Below are 18,993 nucleotides of genomic sequence, written 5' to 3'. Positions count from 1 at the left end.
CACCCATAACGATGCTGGCGTCTACTCTACCGTGAAGCTGCGTACGAAGACGCCTACCATGAACGTGTCCTACGAGGTGGAGGCCAATCCCACCGATCGTCCGAGCGACACGGGCAAGAGCTATGAGAACGAGCTCGGCACGGGCCGCACCGGCGCAGGCGCGAGCGACGGAGCTATCATCTCCGTGGACGGCTCCATTGTTTCCGCCCCCACTACCCGTTGGATCAACGGCCAGTGGGTGACCGATCGCATTATGTCCGATACCTATGGCAACGAACTAATCAAGGTGACCGAGACGGTTGGCGCCGATGGAACGGTGGTCACTGAAATGACCCAGCAGGATGCCAACAAGGTACCGGTCAGCTTCGCGCGCCGTGTGATTCAGGGCAACAAGGTGACGGTCACTCTGAAGAGCTACACCAAGGGCGTTTGCGAGTGGTCGCTCGTGAAGACCTTTGATCTCTCGCTGCTTACCGACGAGGTCGATGCAACGGAGGCCAAGCTGTACGCCGGTGACGTGGACAACGGCGGTACTCATGTGCTCACGGAGAACTACAAGCGCACCCGCAAGGTAACCCACAACCCGCTTACGCCAGATACTTCCAACGAGGCTACGGCCGAAGAGGCGGCGGGCAATACCTTCTACACCATGACCTACAACTACTACGAGGCTCCGGTGAACACTACCGAAACGCGCTATGTGCTGCGCGGTATGGAGTATGTTGAGGAGTCCAAAGCTACCGAGCTTAAAGCCGATGAGACTCGCTATGTGCGTGAAGAGGTTTACGAAGCCCTCGAGCGCAGCGAGTCTGCCATGAAAATGGCGCTCTCGCGCGGCGAGCAGCTTTATATCGGCGATGGTAACGCCTTTGCGAAGGTGACTGTGAAGTTGCGGGCTCCTGTGGATGTGGAGGAGGAGGATCCCTTCTCCTACTTCGACTACACTGCCGAGTCCATGCCGGCGCTCAGCGCCTACGGTGCGGTGTTCTACACCTATAACGACAAGACCGAGCGTTTCACGAAGCTCTCTCAGAACCTGTCTGCCACGCAGCTGGCCTACTACGCCTCTGACACGGCAGAAAACATCTATGTGAAGGAAGTGGTGAACGGCAAGGACGTCTACGTGCGCGCGAAGCTCGCCGCCAAGGCGACCGGCTTCTTCGACGACTACGAGTACACCGTCGAGGATGACAAGGATGCCAGCGGAAAGCTGAACACCTATGCGCTCACTGATACGACGTTTGTGGAGCGCACTGAGCGTTCGGTGCTCAACCCCGACTATATTGAGGATCGCACCCACGTTCATGTTGACGAGGCGAGCGAGGGTCGAGACCAGGACGGCTACTGCGATACGTGCGGCGCCTGCATGCACACGCGCGATGCGAACGGCCTGTGCACCGAGCCGAATTGCGAGCACAAGGACGATGAGTACGCTACGTGCTGCCCTGGTCCCTACACTGATCCCATGGACGAGCCGCAGTACAACATTGAAGTCACGTGGACGCCGTTCACTATTACTTCGGCCAACGTGGACGCCTATGCTCAGGGCGGCGTGTCTGCGAACAAGCTTTACACGCAGATCAAGGACGAGAACGGCCAGGTAGTCACCGACGCGTCCGGCAACCCTGTCTACAAGAAGGTGAACCTGTACAAAAAGGTGGTGGATCCGCGTACGAAGTACACCTACACCACCGTGGGTACGGGTCGCATGCTTCAGGACGGCAATACCTACTACGATCTTGTGTCCAAGGAGGTCGATGCCCTCGACGGCAATGACAAGCCGCTGGTGGATGAGGATACCAGCAAGAACGTGAAGGAAACTTACTGGCGCTATGTCCAGCCCGTGAAGGTGCCCGCCGCTGATGTGGTGAGCGCGAACCTTGGCCGCTTCAATGGCGAGGGCGAGTCCTTCTACAGTCTGCGGACGCCTGCCACCGACGCCGACGGTGCCATTACCGAGTCCGGCGCGGTAACGGTTTCCTATGTGGAGAGCGGGGAAGTGGTCACCGCCGCCATGATGGTGGACGAAAAGGTGCGCGGCGTTGACAAGCTTGGCGATTATCTCGAGGCTGAGGCCGACCAGCTCTATGTAAAGGTGGAGCGCGAAGGCGCCGGCACGTTCTATGTGCCCGTGGATCTCATTCGCGTGAAGGACGATCCCATCCCGAAGGATCCGGATCCCTACGACGAATTCCTGTTCTGGCGCGAGCAGACGGTTACCGATGTGCGCTTCGTTACCACCCGTAACGTCGAGTTCAAGATTGGCCTGCTCGATCCGGACGTGCCGTGGGCAACGGATGCCTCCTATATCTGGATCAAGAACCGGGAAACGGGCGAGAAGAAGAGCGTCAGCTACCTCATTGACGATACGGGCTCCTACCTTATGTTCAACAATGACGGAAACGGAAATAAGGTGGATCCGGACAAGGATCTTGATGCCGAGCTCGATGTGGATACGAACCTCAGCGATAACCTGAATACTGATTATCCTTGGGAATTGGTGCCCTATACCTTCAGCGGCCACCGTGTGGACGGCCGTACCCTGGCTTGGACGAGCGAGAACGATCCCTACTACCTCTATAACGATATTAAGTACGACCCCGACTTCCTTGAGCAGTTCGGTATGGACAACGACTGGATCCAACACGAGACCCTGTTCTTGCCCTCTGAGGAGAAGGATGCCTGGCAGTACAACGAGCACCCGTGGTTTGCCGCCACTATGCTGAACTCCGCCGATGAACTCGATCCCTCCGAGTACACCGATATTGTTGAGGCGCAGGGCAATTTGAAGCATGCGAAGCTGGTATTCGCCATGCAGCTGCCCAAGCAGGTGACGTTCTACGATGATCGCATGCTTACTGACGACAAGACGCTCGCCCAGTACGACGAGGCGAGCGGCACCTCCAAGTCCGGCGTCTACAAGTGGATTGGCGATTACACCGATGACGATTACGCCTTCTACGTGGAGCGACGCTATCGCGATCGTCACGCCACGGTAGCCGACCTCGATGCCGAAGAGTACGTGGTGGACAAAGAGGGTCACAAGATTGAAGGCAAGACGGTGCCCGACATCAAGAACGGCGAGGGCGTTTCGCGTATCGAGCGCCTCACGCCGCGCCAGCTCCTTGAAGAGGGCTGGACGGTTAAGGTGACCTATCAGCCGAACTACGGTGACAATACGTACGCAGCAAGCGGATCGCTCGCTTCCCGCGGCGGCCAGAACAACAAGAATTACGCAAAGGCCGACGAGGACCAGGCCTATGATACCGTGGATTATCGCGGTCTCATTTCCGACGTCATGAGCGGTACCCGCACCGAGAACCAGGGCGTGGGAGAGAAGACGAGCATCAAGGCCCTCGACCATGGCAGCGAGACCGTCGTGTTCGAGCTGGCTGCGCCCGATGACGCCACTGACCGTGAGTTTGCCCAGTTCGATACTTTGCTGAATGCCTTCTATGCCGGTGCTCATACCGACGGCTATCTGGGTTACGGCGATTCGGTCACGCTGAAGATCAAGACGCGCCTGGATAACTTGGGCGATACGGCCACGGCTTTGGACGAGGGGCTCTACGAGGATGGCGCCCTGGCATCGGTGACTGAGCAGCTCGCCTCTATCTACAGCTGGCAGGGCGACGCGTCCGCTGTCTACGCTACCGCGCACGAGACCAAGCTCAACTGGCTCAGTGACGACCCGAATGATCCGGCTTGGGATCATATTTACACGGGCGAAGATATCAAGGACGCTATTGATGGCGGCGCGAACCTTGGCTCTGATGTGAACGGTGGCACCGTGGGCTCTACCGACGGCTCCACGGTGACGGAGGGCACGACCGGCCTCAAGCCCAAGCTCAAGGAGGCGGCTAAGACGCTCATCGGCACCTCGTTCCACGGCCAGTCCGTGAATCGCTTCTTCCGTGCCGGCGAGAAGGCTGAGGACAAGCAAATTACCAACACCAACTACGATTGCGACAAGGATCTCGACGATCTGTACGTGACCGCCACGTCCGGTTGGTTCAATATCCGCAAGCCCTCGGCTAGCGTGCGAACCGATACGAAAGAACTGCGCACCCTCATCTACAACTCCGATATGAAGGTCTACACGGGCCAGGACGTGCAGCTGAAGGGCTCCAACAACTTCTATCTGACTCAGGCTGTGAATACCGGCGGTGCGGTGAACAGCTTCATCGTCGACTGGCAGGTGCCGTTCTGGGCCACGGCCGCAGCTGATGCCCAGGGCAACGCCATGACCGTGAAGAACGCTCCCTTCGAGGACAATTCCTATGCGCTCGGCCGTATCAAGTCTGAGTTCCAGAAGGTGTCCACCGGCATCTGGGAAGTGCCAGGCGCCGAGTACGCGACCACCTATACGGTCAACGGCGTCACCTTCACTATGGCCGATGGGGAAGAAAAGAGTCTCCAGATCAAAGAGCTTGACTCCAAGGGCGCCGAGCAAATCAAGACTATCACCGCAGTGGTGGACGGCTCTGGCAACCTGGTAAACAAGGCCACTGGCGCTACGGTTCCCGATGTTAAGGTGAGCCGCGAGGCGGTCAACGAGGCGGCGAAAACCGAGAAGCAGCTGCGTCTGTTCATGTTCGCACGCGTGGTATCCACCGACCGCACCGACCCCATCAACGCTTACAACGAGCAAAACGGTGCCGAGTACACCGACCATGAGAACTTCGCTCTGTCCGGCACTGACGCTGATCGCGACTACTGGTACGGCGAGGACGATATCGATGCCGTGTTCGGCGGCTCCTCGGACTACAACACCGCCGACGAGGCTCACTGGGTCCAAATCGGTGAGACGAGCGGATACGCCATCTCCGACAAGAAGAACGAAATCATCGACGACAGCTTCCTCGAAACGCGTGAGATGGATGGCTTTGAGGTCCGCCAGATCCGCTGGGTGATTAAGGCCGTGCCCGTGCGCGAGGTGAACGGCAAGACTATCGCCGATGTGAACGACGACACGCTCTCCACCAAGGTGGCCGTGCCCCATGGCTTCCGTCTGGATACCGATGCGGTACCGGATTCCACGGGCAATCTGGAGGACCAGAACGGCAACAAGATCACGTCCGCTGGCAAGCAGGAGGCCGATGAGTTCGATCCGTTGCGCCTGAATGTGGGCTGGGGCTACAAGAAGAACAACCAGGGCAAGGTGATGATCCTCGACAACGCCGGGAACCTCTATCCCGACACCACGGCTACCATGCCCGCCTCCATGACCAACGCGACGCCTATCGTGAACTTCGCCACCTCGCTCGTGAACACGCCGACCGTGGGCCAGGCTTCCCAGAATCCGCCGACGGATGTGGAGATTCCCGACGTCGATCCCGATGTGCATGTGAATCACTTCGCCAGTGCCACGCCGCGCTACGATGACACGAAGTACATCGAAGGCGAGCGCAGCCGTGCCGGCTTTATCCGCACCCCTGAGTCTCCCGTGCTCTCGCTCGAGCTCATTCAGGGCTACTATGCGGGCAACGGCGTGTCTGGCTACCAGTGGTCCACCGGTGTGTCCACCATCGATAAGGGTTCGTCGCGCATGATGCGTTACCGCCTCATCTTGTCGAACCTCTCCGACGACCAAATGGCCGCTCTGAACTACGTTGGCTATGATCAGGACTACTGCGCTAACCCGCAGATCTCTGCTGTTTTGCCTTACGTTGAGGGCTTTGGTGCTGCGGTCGATATGACCGATGCGAAGCTGAAGTACGTGCCCTACGACGATTCTCCCGAGGGCCTGTTCGAGCCGGCTGATCTGGAGAACGGCATTGGCGAGTTCCAGAAGTACAAGAGCCAGTACGATTACTTCGATTGGAATGCTAAATCGGTGAAGGTGGGCAACAAGCCGCACCCGAACATCGACTCCAAGCAGCCCATTTGGACGTACTACGTCGCAGATATGGACAACTATCTGCAGCCGCAGCGCGTTATTGCCTCGAAGACCTCGTCAACACCGCAGCTGACTCAGCCCGAGATTCAACCCACGGCTACGTCAAGCTTCCATATGCAGGACAAGGCGGCTGGCGTCGACGAGGGCGCGAACTACAACCGTAAGATGATGAACTGGCGCTACACCGGTGCCACCACCAATGGCGAGACCGACCGCGGTATTCTAAGCCCCGGCCAGGGCATTGTCATCGAGATCATCATGCCCATTGAGAAGGAGTCCTCCGATATGCTCTCCGAGGATCTTCTGACCACGTCTGGCTACGGTTACAAGCCTGGTAACTTCAAGCCTTACACGCCGGCTACGGCTTCCAATGACGGCTCTACCCGCGGTCTCGTGTCCGATACCCGCGATGTGAACCTCGACGGTCAGACGAGCCAATCGATGGTTATGATGCAGTTGAAGGCGCTCGAATTCACGGGCGAAGCCAACGTGTCGGCTACCAAGACCACCTCCACCCAGATGGAGAGTTTGGCTGCGGCTGCCACCAACGGTCCCGCCGCTGTGCCCGAGGGCACCTCGTACAGCTACTATGCCTCCACGGTAAACCCGGAGACGAAGTCCTCGACGTCGAATGCCTCCCGTTACTCCAACAACGTTCTCTACGATATTCTTCCCTACGAGGGCGATACGGACATCATGAACCACGACAATCGTGCGTCGCGTGCCCGTGAATCCCAGTGGGCTGGCTGGCTCAAGGACCTCGACTCCATTCAGGTGAAGCAATTCTCCGCCTACGATAAGGACACCCCGGCTGACGGCAATACGCTGCTTGACGGCCGCGATGTGACTATCTGGGTCGGCCCCTACGAGCGCGACGCCACCGGCCGTATTAAGCTGGCTGAGGTGGACGACCTGCTGTGGCTGTATAACCATGGCGAGAAATACGAATACGGTCCTACCTATCCGTCGCAGGAGGATCTGGCCAACAATAACTTCACCCTCGATCAGCTCAACGACTTTACGAAGTACGAGGACGATCGTTTTGCCACGTTCGAGGAGGTGCGTCTGGGCCGGTACGAGTCGGTGGACGGCGATTACAAGATGACGGCCACCGCCGACGAAGTGAAGGCCGAGTACAAGCTTATCAAGCTGTCCGATCTGAAGCAGTACTTGGAGCTGTATCCCGACGAGACCGACGAGCTCACGCGTGGATTGCGCGCTATTTGGGCTCAGCCCGAGGCCAAGCTCTACGTGCCGAACAAGGGCTACATGCGCCTGGTGTACGATCTGTACGCACCGCTGAATCTGCCTAAGTTCCTCGGCACCAAGACCGGCGATCCGAGCGTCGACCTTATCACCTCCTCCGAGGTGGACAAGGTGGCCAATGGCGAGAAGAAACTGCAGAAGGCTAACTTGCTGCGCTCGACGCTGCAGTGGAACACCTTCATTTCCCGCGTGAACCAGACCGAAACTGCCGACGAGGCAGGCGTCTACATGCGCGAGGATGTCCGTGCCGGTGCCTTCATCGATGCGCCCGACGATCGTGGCTACATCGGCGACTACGTGTGGCTCGACTCCGACTGGTCCGGGACGCCGGAAGACGATGTGGCGCTGGATGCTGAGGGCAACTCGGCCTATCAGACGTCGGCCAACGGCCGTAAGCTCATCCGCGGCGTGGCCGTGGACGAGAACGGCCAGGTCATCTACGATCCGGTTCTCGACGACAATGGTGAACCTGTGCTCGATGCTGTCACTAAGAAGCCGCTTACTCAGAAGCGCACCTTCGACAACTCGAAGCTGGCCAATGGAGCTACGCGTTTGAAGGACCTCGACTACGATGCTGAAGTGGAGGACCCGGGTATCAATAACGTTAAGGTCGAGCTTCTGAACGAGTACGGCAACCCCGTCAACCGCGATGGTGAAGTGGTCAAGCTCGTCAACAACAAGAACACGGGCTTCCAGGATCGTTGGGTGCTGTGCGACCCGCGCACGGGCAACGAGCAGCTAGACGCCTGGGGCAACTACATTAACGCCGACTCCGGCGCGCCCTACGTGTGCTACACGCAGACCGACTACTACGGCAACCCGGGTTACTATATCTTCTCGAACTTGAAGGCATCCTCCGATCTGGAGAAGATGCGCTACCGCCTGCGCTTCACCTTCCCTGAGGAGTACTACAACTTCTCGCCCACGACGAAGTCCATCGGCGACAGCAGCATCTATGTGCAAGAGAACGATCGCGACCTCACGATCGAGCGTATTGAGGCCGATCATGCCAATGATGTGGACGCCGCTTTGGTGGTGACCACGGCCGCCTTCGAGGTGAAGCCTGTGGAGTACGACGCCGACAAGGTGGGCGACGGCACCATCGATGAGACCCATCAGGCCTACGACGAGAAGGTTACCTCGCTCAAGCTCGGCATCGCCCAGGGCGTCACGTTCGAAGGCGTCACCTTCCGCGACGATATCCTGGAGGACGGCACCCCCGAGGCCGATGAGGACATCAACTCGCTGCTTGACTCCGTCTCAGTGGGCACGGGCGACACGGAATCTCAGATGGCCGGTGCCACCTATGCGCCCGAGAAGCGTCTCGAGGGCATTCGCGTGAATGTGTACGAGTACGATCGCGCAACGGGCGTTATCTCGAACTCCATCGCCACGGATGCCGACGGCAACCTGGCCTCGCTCGTTACCGACGAGACCGGTTTCTTCCGCTTCCGTCTGAAGGCGGGCAAGACTTACATCATCAAGACCTCTGAGACGGTGGCGAACCGCCTTATCAAGCCCACGCTCAACACGTGGAGCTCGGATGCGGGCGCTTACCAGCGCGAGGGCTTCTACTACACTGGCACGAACAAGCTGGTGGCCGACAACGATCTGCGCTACGTCTCCGGCTCGGCTCGTACCTACCCGCTTGACGCCGATCTGCCGCTCGAGTGGCTCGACCTGCGCGGTAACACGCTGTATGCCTCTGATGGCACGCTGGCCGACCTTACGCTTTCGGCCGACGGCACCGTGTACACCGATCAGGATAAGAAGGAGTACCCGGCGGCTTCTGTGAAGTGCCGTGCCATCTACCAGGACGCCACGAACCCCTGGATGGGCTACGAGCGTCAGGACAAGCTGGCGCTGGGCTATGTTGATGGCACCAAGGGCTACCTTGGCAACAACGTCTGGAACGACGCCAACTACGACGGCCTGCAGCAGGACGACGAAGAGGGCGTGGGCTCTGGTCGTGAAGCGGGTGGCGTGAAGGTGAAACTGGAGACGTGGTACTACGCTCCGGTGAAGGCCACGGTGAAATATCAGCAGGCAAAGGACGCCGACGGCAACCTGGCGTGGAAGAGCAACGCTCAGGGCAAGATCATTCTCGACCAGGATGGAAATCCGACGCCCATCATGGAGTGGGTCATGGAGGACTCCGACGAGTACGCCTGGCAGCTCTATCCGGGCGAGGCGTTGCGCGAGGCCTATACCGGTGATGCAGCAGCAGCTGGCACCTATCTCTTCCGCGACGTGTCAACGTACGTCATCGATCCGCGTGATTCTCGTAACGTGCCCGATGACTATAAGACCAAGCGCCTGGCCGGCTACCGCCTGCGCATCGATCAGGAAGATTTGCTGGCGCTCGATGAGGACTATGCCGTTACCGTGCGCAATGCTTTCCTCACTAACGAGAGCGGCGTGGCAGCCGGACAGTCCATCGACTCCGATTCCGACGCCATGACCAAGCCGGTATCTACTACCGTGCTGCGTCAGGCCAATTCCGACGAGAGCGGCTTCGAGGACACCACTGACTACTACGTAAAGGTCGGTAGCGATACCTACCAGCCGGCTCCGGCGAACACTGATGCATCCGTCACCCGCTATGTGAAGGTGACGTACAACGGCCGCGACCTCTATCAGGAAGTCACAGACGCGCCGGTGGCCAACCCTGATGCGGATGTCGATGACGAAGAAGAAGAAGACACGGGCCTGTATACCGGCACCCAGTACATCTCGGGCAAGAACTCTGATGGGGCGTCGACGCTTACCTACTACCTTAACGAAGAGGGCAGCCAGGTGGAGCCCGGCTCCTTCGAGAATGCCTACATCGTGCTCTCCACTATCGGACAGCACACGGTGTCCGGCCATTACACGCCGGGCGTGCTCATGCCGAATTCCGAGCTGCAGTATCCAACCGACGAGCTCGAACCCTTCGAGGAGCTCTATGTGAATGCGCCGGTGGACATCACGTTCAGCACCACCTATCGCAACGAGACCGACAAAGCCCAGACTATTGCCATCAGCGATCCGTTCCCCGACGGCGATAACGTGTCGGTTACCGGGACGTCCTGCACGTACGCGGGCGTGACGGGCCACGCCGTTACCGACGAGGACGGCAATTCCGCCGTGGTCTGGGAGAACATGAATCTGCTTCCTGGCGACTCGGTCACTGTGAGTGCCACCTATCACCTGCGCACGGTGAAGACCATCGCGCATCAGGCTACTATCACAGGCGGCGAGGACGGTGCTATCGAAACAAACACGGTGAGCTACAAGGTGAAGCGCGAACTGGACAAGCTGGTGCCGGTGCTGCCGCTGTACCAGAGCTCCCTGTTCGACGACCACACGGTCTTTGCGTACGACGAGAACAACAAGCCCATCGAAGAGGAGACGAAGTATCCGACCTTCGTGGTGGGTGACTACACGAACATGGCTTATGACGCCGCAGTGACGAAACTCAAGGGCGATAAGCTGGCCGCTGGCCGCGTGACCTTTACGACCGATTTTGCCGCCCTGGGGCTCATCACGCCTCCGACGCGCGGCACGGTGGTTGCGCAGGTGCCGGCCAAGGGCTCGAAGAAGTTCGAGAATGCGCCGGTGAACCTGGTCATCTACGGTGACATCACCGACCTGTCTCCGGTATGGGGCGGCGATGCCATCGATGAGAACAATGCCTATCCGGATCTCGTGGAGACCTCCGACAACGCCATCTACGGTAAGCAGCGCCACGATGCCGACGGCAACCTGACGGGCGTCTACTCGAACCTCATGACGCTTTCCGGCATTACTCAGAACCGCTACGAGAGCACCGAGGCGGTGGAAGAGGCTCTGGACAACCTCTGGACCGACGTGACCGACATGCGTCGCGAGCTTTCGCGTCACCCGAATCCGAAGGTGCCTCCGACCCCCGACAGCCTGCGTCCTCCCGCGTGGAATGATGTGGACTTCGATGGCGTGAACGACGCCTTCGACACGACCAAGCCCGAAAGCGACACGAACCGTAAGGATCCCTTCTCGGGCAATGAGAAGTACCGCGAGGAGAACTTCTACGAGTCGGTGGGTGTGGCCGATGCTGCCAACCCCACGGCAACCGAGCGCCGTAAGGCCCGTGACAAGGCCAAGGAGACCTGGTCTAACGATTGGAACGAGTTCCTGTCCACGTACTACTCCACGTTGGGCTTCGGTTACTACGACATCAACAAGGAGCTGGTTATCGGTACGGTGAACGCGCTGGGTACCACTATTTACGCTCAGCCCTACACCAAGAACGGTATCATTATCACGGGTGGCACCGAGGAGCAGGCCTTCCTCGTCTACGAGGCGGCCTACAACGGCGACACCTCCCAGTACTACGAGCTGTCGAACACGGTGACCCGTCCGCTGTACGACAAGGACGGCAAAGAGAACGGTTCCGAGCAGACGAACACGGCCACCATCCCAGCGGACGAGTTCCCCGGCTATAAGGCCATCTTCGACAAGCTGAAGGCCGAATACGATAAGGCGCTTGCTCAGTACAATGCCGCGCTCGCTGTGTACAATACGCTGAACGACGAGTACTCGAAGTACAAGGCCGAGTATCGCAACTACCTCTCCGAGAAGGCCGAGTACGAGTCCGAGGAGGACTACGGCTCTGGCAAGATGATGTTCGGCGATGCTCATACCATCTACGATCTGGGCGATGCCGCGCGTCTGTACAATTGGGACACCGGTCTGGTCATGGTGCCGCGCTCCAGCATCACGGGCAAGGTGTGGGACGATTCGTTCTACGAGACCGACGAAAACACCGATAACGCCGCGGCTCGCGAGCGCGCCTATAACGGTATTCAGGACGATGGCGAGCCGGGTTTGGCCGGGCAGACCGTCTACCTGACTCAGTGGTACTACCTGCCGCTTGCCAACCTGGGCGTCAATGACGGCGACGATGCTGTGATCGAGCCGACGGGTCCCGAGAGCTCCGATACTGAGGTCGCTGACGCGTCCTTCCGCTTCACGACCGACGCCGTGTTGGCCGAGCTGGCCGCCAAGGACGAGTTGACCTCCGCGGAGGAGGCTGCCTTGGCTGAGAAGGCTTCCGCTGCCGGCGTGCCCGACGAGGCCATTGAAGCCGGCGCTTACGAGGCTTCCTCCGACGGCTCCGGTTTCTGGGTGCGCAACCTTGCTTTCGGTACCGACAAGCTTACGAGCCGTATTCAGAAGGATCCCGTCATGGACGAGGAGTCTGGCGAGCAGGCTATCGACGGCAACGGCCAGCTCGTGTTCAACGAGACCGTGGTTCCTCGCTCTACGGGCTCTTGGAACGTGCTGGATGAAGACGGAAATCCGACGGGCGTCATCGCTGCCAAGACCGCCGATACCAAGGTGTGGATGGAAGACGTGCGCGATCCTGTCACCAACGAGGTAATCGGTGAGGAGGAGCAGAGCGACGAGTCCACCAAGGGCGTCTACACCTTCGATAACTTGCCCGCTGCCTTCACCTCCGCTGATGGCACCCACTACCTCGCGAGCTATCGCGTTGAGGTGGGCGAGCTCAACTTCGTCGAGGGCGATGAGACTACAACGGCCGATGACGAGGCCTGGCTGCTTACTCGCTTCCACAAGACGCTTGCCCAGGACGTGGAGGGCGACCCGCTGGCTTCTGCCAAGGTTGACTCCGATGCCGATTCCTCTATCGAGGCAGTCGGCTCGGGCATTGCCGTAACTGCTCAAGATACGGTGGTCACCCTTGATGGTGCATCCCATGATGGCGTGCGAGCGCACTCTGGCCACATCATTCTGGCTGATACTACCCGCAACACGAAATACAGCAACATCGATACGGCTACCACGGCTATCAACCTGCAGGCCTCCAAGGTGACCGTGCCTCTGGCCGACATTGTCGACAAGACGGTGGCTGGTGAGGCCGTGGCTGACGAGGGTCTGCTCGTCGACACCGACCGTTATGTCACCTACGACTGGCTTACCTACAAGAAGCTGCTCGATGAAAACGGCGAGGTTGTTACCGATCCGAAGACTGGCGAGCCGATCAAGCAGGTCGCCGGTGGCGATGCGGGCGAGATCCAGCCACCCGTTCAGAAGATCACGGGCCGCGTGTTCAACGATGCTGACAACGATGGCCTGAACGGCACCTTGACAGTGGGCGAGAGCGACGAGGTTGCCGATAGGCCCGTGGCCGGCGTTCAGCTGACCCTCGAGCGCTCCTACATGCTTGCGAATTCTTTGGATGCCGAGGACGCCGATGTGTTCACGGGTGGCTGGCACGTCGATCCGACGTGGACCGATGAGGTTTCCGCCGCGGCTTATGCCGAAGATCCGACGGTGGGTCTTGCCGGCGACAACACTTATGGTGCCTACATGGCAGCCGAGGACGCAACGCACAACACCGTAACCGACGAGAACGGCTCCTACGAGTTCACCAACTTGAAGAGCCAGGGCTGGCTGTCCTTCGACGAGGACGGCAACGTGGTGGCCGACGGCACCGAGGGCGCCGTGAAGCGCCTGGTGGTGTTCGGTTACCGCGTGCGCCTCACCGAGGCCGACTGGTGGAACCGCTACTGGGGTACCGCCAAGTACCTCCAGGGCAGCACCTACGTGCAGTCCTCCACCGACTGGATGAGCGACTCCGACCTGGTCCACGCGGACGGCTATCTCATGAGCGGCACCGCCGGTGCGGACGACGCCATGGAGTACACCGTGCTGCTGAACGTGGAGACCGAGGACACGCCGCTGGTGAACAAGCGCCGCGCCCTGAACCCCGACAACCCGAATATCAACTTCCAGCTTTCGACGGTGGCCGCCGACCGCTACGGCATGAACACCCGCTACGGCAACCCCGGCGCCGCGCTGGTGCTGACCAGCAACGCCGCCCGCGAGATGGCCAACGCCGCCGCCGGCATGGGTGTGGCCACCCTGGCCGACGACGAGGCCGGCGAGGACGCGGTGGACGCCAGCTTCCACCCGGTGCTCACCTACGACCTGGCCCGCGGCGCCGACCGCTCCGGCAACGACGCCGGCCTGCGCCAGCCCGTGGAGCAGAAGATCGGCGGCCGCGTGTTCCAGGACGCCGACTACGACGGCACCTTGGACCGCACCCGCACCATGAACGAGCCCGAGACCGCCGAGGGCGACGAAAATGCTGCCAAGGATGAGGGTGATCTGGGCATGCCCGGCAAACGCGTCATCCTGAAGCAGTGGTACTTCAAGCCCGTCACCGAGACGGTTACCGAAGAGGTGGACGGCGAGGAGACCAAGGTGGAGAAGACCACCTGGAAGTGGGTGCTGAACGAGAACTTCGGCAACGATGCCTACACCGTGGCCGAGGGCTCCGTGACCTACAAGAACGATACCGATGCCGACGGCAACCCCGTGCAGGTTGTGGAGACCACCACCGACGACGATTACGCCGACGGTCTGACCACCATCATCCCGAACGCCACCTACCTGAAGGGCGTGGGTGTTTCGGTGCTCACCGACGCCGATCTGACCGAGACCGACGAGGACGGCAACACGGTAGTGCTGAAGACCGCCGGCGACTACCTGTTCGACCGTCTGCCGGCCCGCTACGTGGAGAAGCGCGTGCCCACTATCCCCGGCGACCCGGGCGATGAGTACACGAACGTGGATCCCACCCCCGAGATTCCGGGCACCTTGAACGCCCCGGCCGCCGAGTACCTGGCCGGCTACACCATCGAGGTGCTGGGCGGTGCCGTGGAGACCACGAACACCGAGGCCATCCCCGGCCTGCCCGCCACGCTGCTGCAGACCGACGATGCGGACGACAGCCTGAACTCCAAGGCCATCAGCGCCCTGGCGGCCCAGGCCGATGAGCAGAACTTCGCCGACTACACCGACGGCAACTACCCGGTGCGCATGAACGAGCTGACGGTGCAGACCACCGACGGCGCGGGCAACACCGTGAAGGCCACCATGGACGGCAAGATCATCCTGGCCGCTCAGGCGTCGACTCAGCCTGCGGCCGACGGTGCCGAGGAAACCCGCAACGCCGCTGCCGGCGACCGCCTGAGCGCGGCCACGAACGCGGCGCGCGGTACCCAGCCCCAGTACTACGTGAGCGAGACCCGCAAGGCCCAGGCCGCCGAGGGCGACGAGTTCCTGGCTGCCGGCGCTGCCGCTTCCGCCACGGTGGCTCCCACCGACGCCGAGGGCAACCCGGCCGACCAGACGGTGATCTACGACTGGTCCGTGGGCCGCGACGAGGTTCGCATGCATGCGGGCTTCGGCGAGTACGGCTTCACCACCATCTCTGGCAAGCTGTGGCAGGACCAGAACTTCGACGGCATCCTGAACCCCGGCGAGACGGTCATCCCGTCCGGCAAGCTGGCCATCACCCAGTGGTTCTACGTCACCGACGAGAAGCTCATCGCCGCCTTCAAGGCCGATGAGGACAACTTCGAGGTGGACGAGATCACCAACACGCTGACTCGCGAGGCCGACGGCACGCCGAAGGACACCGAGGCCGGTGCCTGGGTGCGCGTGAAGAACGCCGGCGACGCCGGTGCCCGCTCCACCTTCACCCGTCCCGAGGCCGAGACCGATCCGACCACGGGCGTGTACAAGTTCGAGAAGCTGCCCAGCTACGTGTACCTGGTGGGCAACGTCACCGAGGCCGACACCAACGAGGAAGGGGAGGAGATCCCGGCCGGCAACACCCTGCGCGTGCTGCAGCCCAACGATACCGATCTGACCCAGATGCTGGAGGCCAACGAGGTGGCCCTGGACCAGCTGTTCATGACCGCCTATCGCATCACCTTGTCCGAGGTGGCGCCGAACTACGCGCTGACCTCGCTGCATGTGGGTGTGAACATCGGCGACAAGACCCTGGGAGACCTGTCCACCATCACCCAGAACGGTGCGGCGCTGGAGGATTCCGACTCCGACGCCTTCCGTCCGAACCCCTCGGGCGACCGTGTCATCCAGGTGGTGGAGGAGTACTTCGACAACTCCTTCAACGGCGAGAACACCTTCGAGGAGTACCAGGAGCACACTGACAAGAACTACGAGAACGACAAGCGCGACCAGGTGGCCGAGGATGCCACGGCGAACGCCGACGGTACCGGCACCGTGCAGAAGAGCCTGTGGCGCACCGACGGCTACGTCATCGTGGCCGCCCGCGGCGCCGACGGCAACCGCTACCTGACCGCCGGCGAGGACGGTGCCGTGAACCACGACGCCGCCAGCTATCAGTACGAGCAGATCTACAACGGCGTGCGCTACGATGTGCCGCGCCCGATGTTCGCCCAGCGCGGCGGCCAGGTGGGCCTGGTGAAGATTCCGCGCACGAGCCTGACCGGCCGCATCTGGGACGACACCGGTGTGAAGAGCGCCGACGGCACCTACGACTACGCCACGGGCTACAACGGCGTGCAGGACGAGGGCGAGGCCGGTATCCCCGGTCAGACCGTCTACCTGACCCAGTGGTACTGGAAGCCCGCTGCCATGACCGCCAACGCCCAGTCCGGTGAGGGCGAGTGGGTGCGCAACGAGCTGTTCGGTGCCGACACCTATACCTCTAACAAGTACAGCAAGGCCGAGGGCGAGGCCGACGCCGCCATCATCTACGACGGCAACGACAAGGCCGAGGGCGCTGCCCACGGCACGCCGCTGACCGCGGTGGAGGGCAAGAACGGCGTGCTGCAGGTGCAGACCAACGAGGACGGCCAGTGGCTGGTGGAGAACCTGCCCACCGTGTACGTGAGCGACGACGACCAGTACTACCTGGCCTCCTACCGCGTGGAGCTGGCCGACCTGTACCGCGAGGCCTCCAACGCCGCCGACGGCACGGTGAACCAGTGGGTGCTCACCCGCTACCACCACGACGGCGTGGACGCCGACGACGCCAACCGCGCTACCATCAACGGCTCGGCTTCCGTGGTTTCCGACTCCGACGTGGCCCTGACCAACCGCTTCGGCGTGGCCGGCGGCATGATCATCGCCAGCCGCAACAGCGCTGACACCACCGGCATCGCCTCCGACGGTGCCGGCGTGGACGGTGCTACCACGGATCGCACCACCCGCAGCCATGACGGCCAGATCATCCTGGCCCAGGTGGCAACCGACGAGAACAACAAGAACGCCAACGTGACCCTGCCCGCTGGCGACGGCATGGGCACCGAGGAGGAGACCTACGACTGGATTGCCGATCCGGATACCACCGAGGAAGGCGTGGCCGTGCCCGTGGAGGCTGGCGACGTGGGCCAGGTGGAGGCACCGCGCCAGTCCATCTCCGGCTTTATGTGGAACGACACCGACAACGACGGCATCTACGACGGTCCGACCGACGAGGTTACCGACGAGAACGGCGTGACCACGCCCGCCTTCGCCGGCGAGCCTTTGGAGGCCGGCCGCAAGGTGGCTCTGGAGCGCTGGACCATCACCGCCGAGCAGACCGAGGACGGCTCCTTCGCCGTGGCCGAGGATGCCCAGTGGACCCGCGACGCCGATTGGGCCGACAACTGGGCGGCCTACGACGCCGACCCGACCCAGGGCCTGACCAAGACCGTGAACGGCACCGACGTGAGCGCTCAACGCACCACCGTCACCGACGAGAACGGCGCCTATAGCTTCGGCGACCTGCCGAGCCACCTGTTCGTGCCCGGCACCGTCACCGAGACGGAGAAGGAAGTCGAGCAGCAGGCCACCGACGAAGAGGGCAACCCGCTCTTCGACGAGAACGGCGAGCCGGTCATGGAGACGGTGACCGTCACCGAAACCACCACCGAGGGTGCGAAGATCGTGCTCTACGGCTACCGCGTGCGCCTCATCGACGTTCCCTTCTGGGAGCGCACCATCGGTGCGGCCAAGTACCGCCAGGGCGACGATTTCACCGTCGACTCCGACCTCATCTACGCCGACGGCTATCTGAACGCCGAGGGCGAGTACGAGGTGCTGCTGAACGTGGTGACCGCCGAGTCGCCGCGCACGAACCACCTGGTGGCGCCGCAGTCGCTGAACCCGAGCCAGAGCACCATCGACCGCAACGCGGCGGCCCAGCTGGCCGCTGACGCCGAGGCCGAGGTGGCCGAGCCCGTGGCCGTGGTCGACCGTACCGGCGCCGCTCTGGGCACCGTGGCCGACCCGGTCAAGGACGCCTCCGGCTACGTGGTGTCCGACGGTACCACCTTCACCTACGATCTGGGCCTGGGCGCCGATCGTCGCTTCGCCGACGCCGGCCTGCGCACGCCCGTGGCCAGCAAGATTGCCGGCGTGGTGTTCAACGACACCGACTACGACGGCACGCTGAACCACACGGACGAGGTGGAGAACGAGGACGGCACCACCGACACCAAGACGGTGCGCGAGCCCGGTTATGCCGGCAAGAAGGTCATCCTCAAGCAGTGGTACTACGATCCGGCGAATACCGATGAGAACGGCAGCCACTGGTTCCTGAACGAGAACTTCGGCAACGACTACTACGCCAAGGCCGAGAACGGCGCGACAGTGACGACGACGGCCCCGGCCGACCAGCTGTTCGTGCTGCCCAAGGCCACCTACGACAAGGACCGCAAGGGCGTCTGGACCCTCACCGAGGCCGACGGCTCCTACGAGTTCGCCAACCTGCCCACCCGCCACACCGTGGTGCGCCAGAACGCCGAGGGCGTGCTGCTGGCCGCCACCGAGTACCTGGCCGGCTACACCGTGGAGGTGCTGGGCAACGACGACAGCGCCGAGCAGTCCATGAACGGCATGCCCGCCACCCGTATGCAGGTGAACGTGCTGGGTCAGGAAGGCTTCGCACTGGATGCCACTAACGACCCGCTGAACTCCAAGGTGGTTTCCGCTTCCGCCAACACCAGCAGCCTCTATGCCGCGGG

General features: G+C 61.5%; 1 protein-coding gene (cut by both window edges). It reads left to right on the top strand.

The whole window is internal to an SdrD B-like domain-containing protein gene (locus PZH32_RS10215; protein ID WP_275208002.1) on the top strand: the coding sequence, 74,412 nt in all, runs 35,891 nt past the left edge and 19,528 nt past the right edge, and what appears here is coding positions 35,892-54,884 — codons 11,964 (partial) to 18,295 (partial); the first complete codon in view begins at position 2. The start codon and the stop codon both lie outside this window.

Origin of the sequence: Adlercreutzia equolifaciens (assembly GCF_029076695.1) — a bacterium.
GTDB classification, from domain to species: domain Bacteria; phylum Actinomycetota; class Coriobacteriia; order Coriobacteriales; family Eggerthellaceae; genus Adlercreutzia; species Adlercreutzia equolifaciens_A.
Note: the sequence above shows the minus strand (reverse complement) of the source record. Positions and strands in the feature narration are given on the sequence as shown.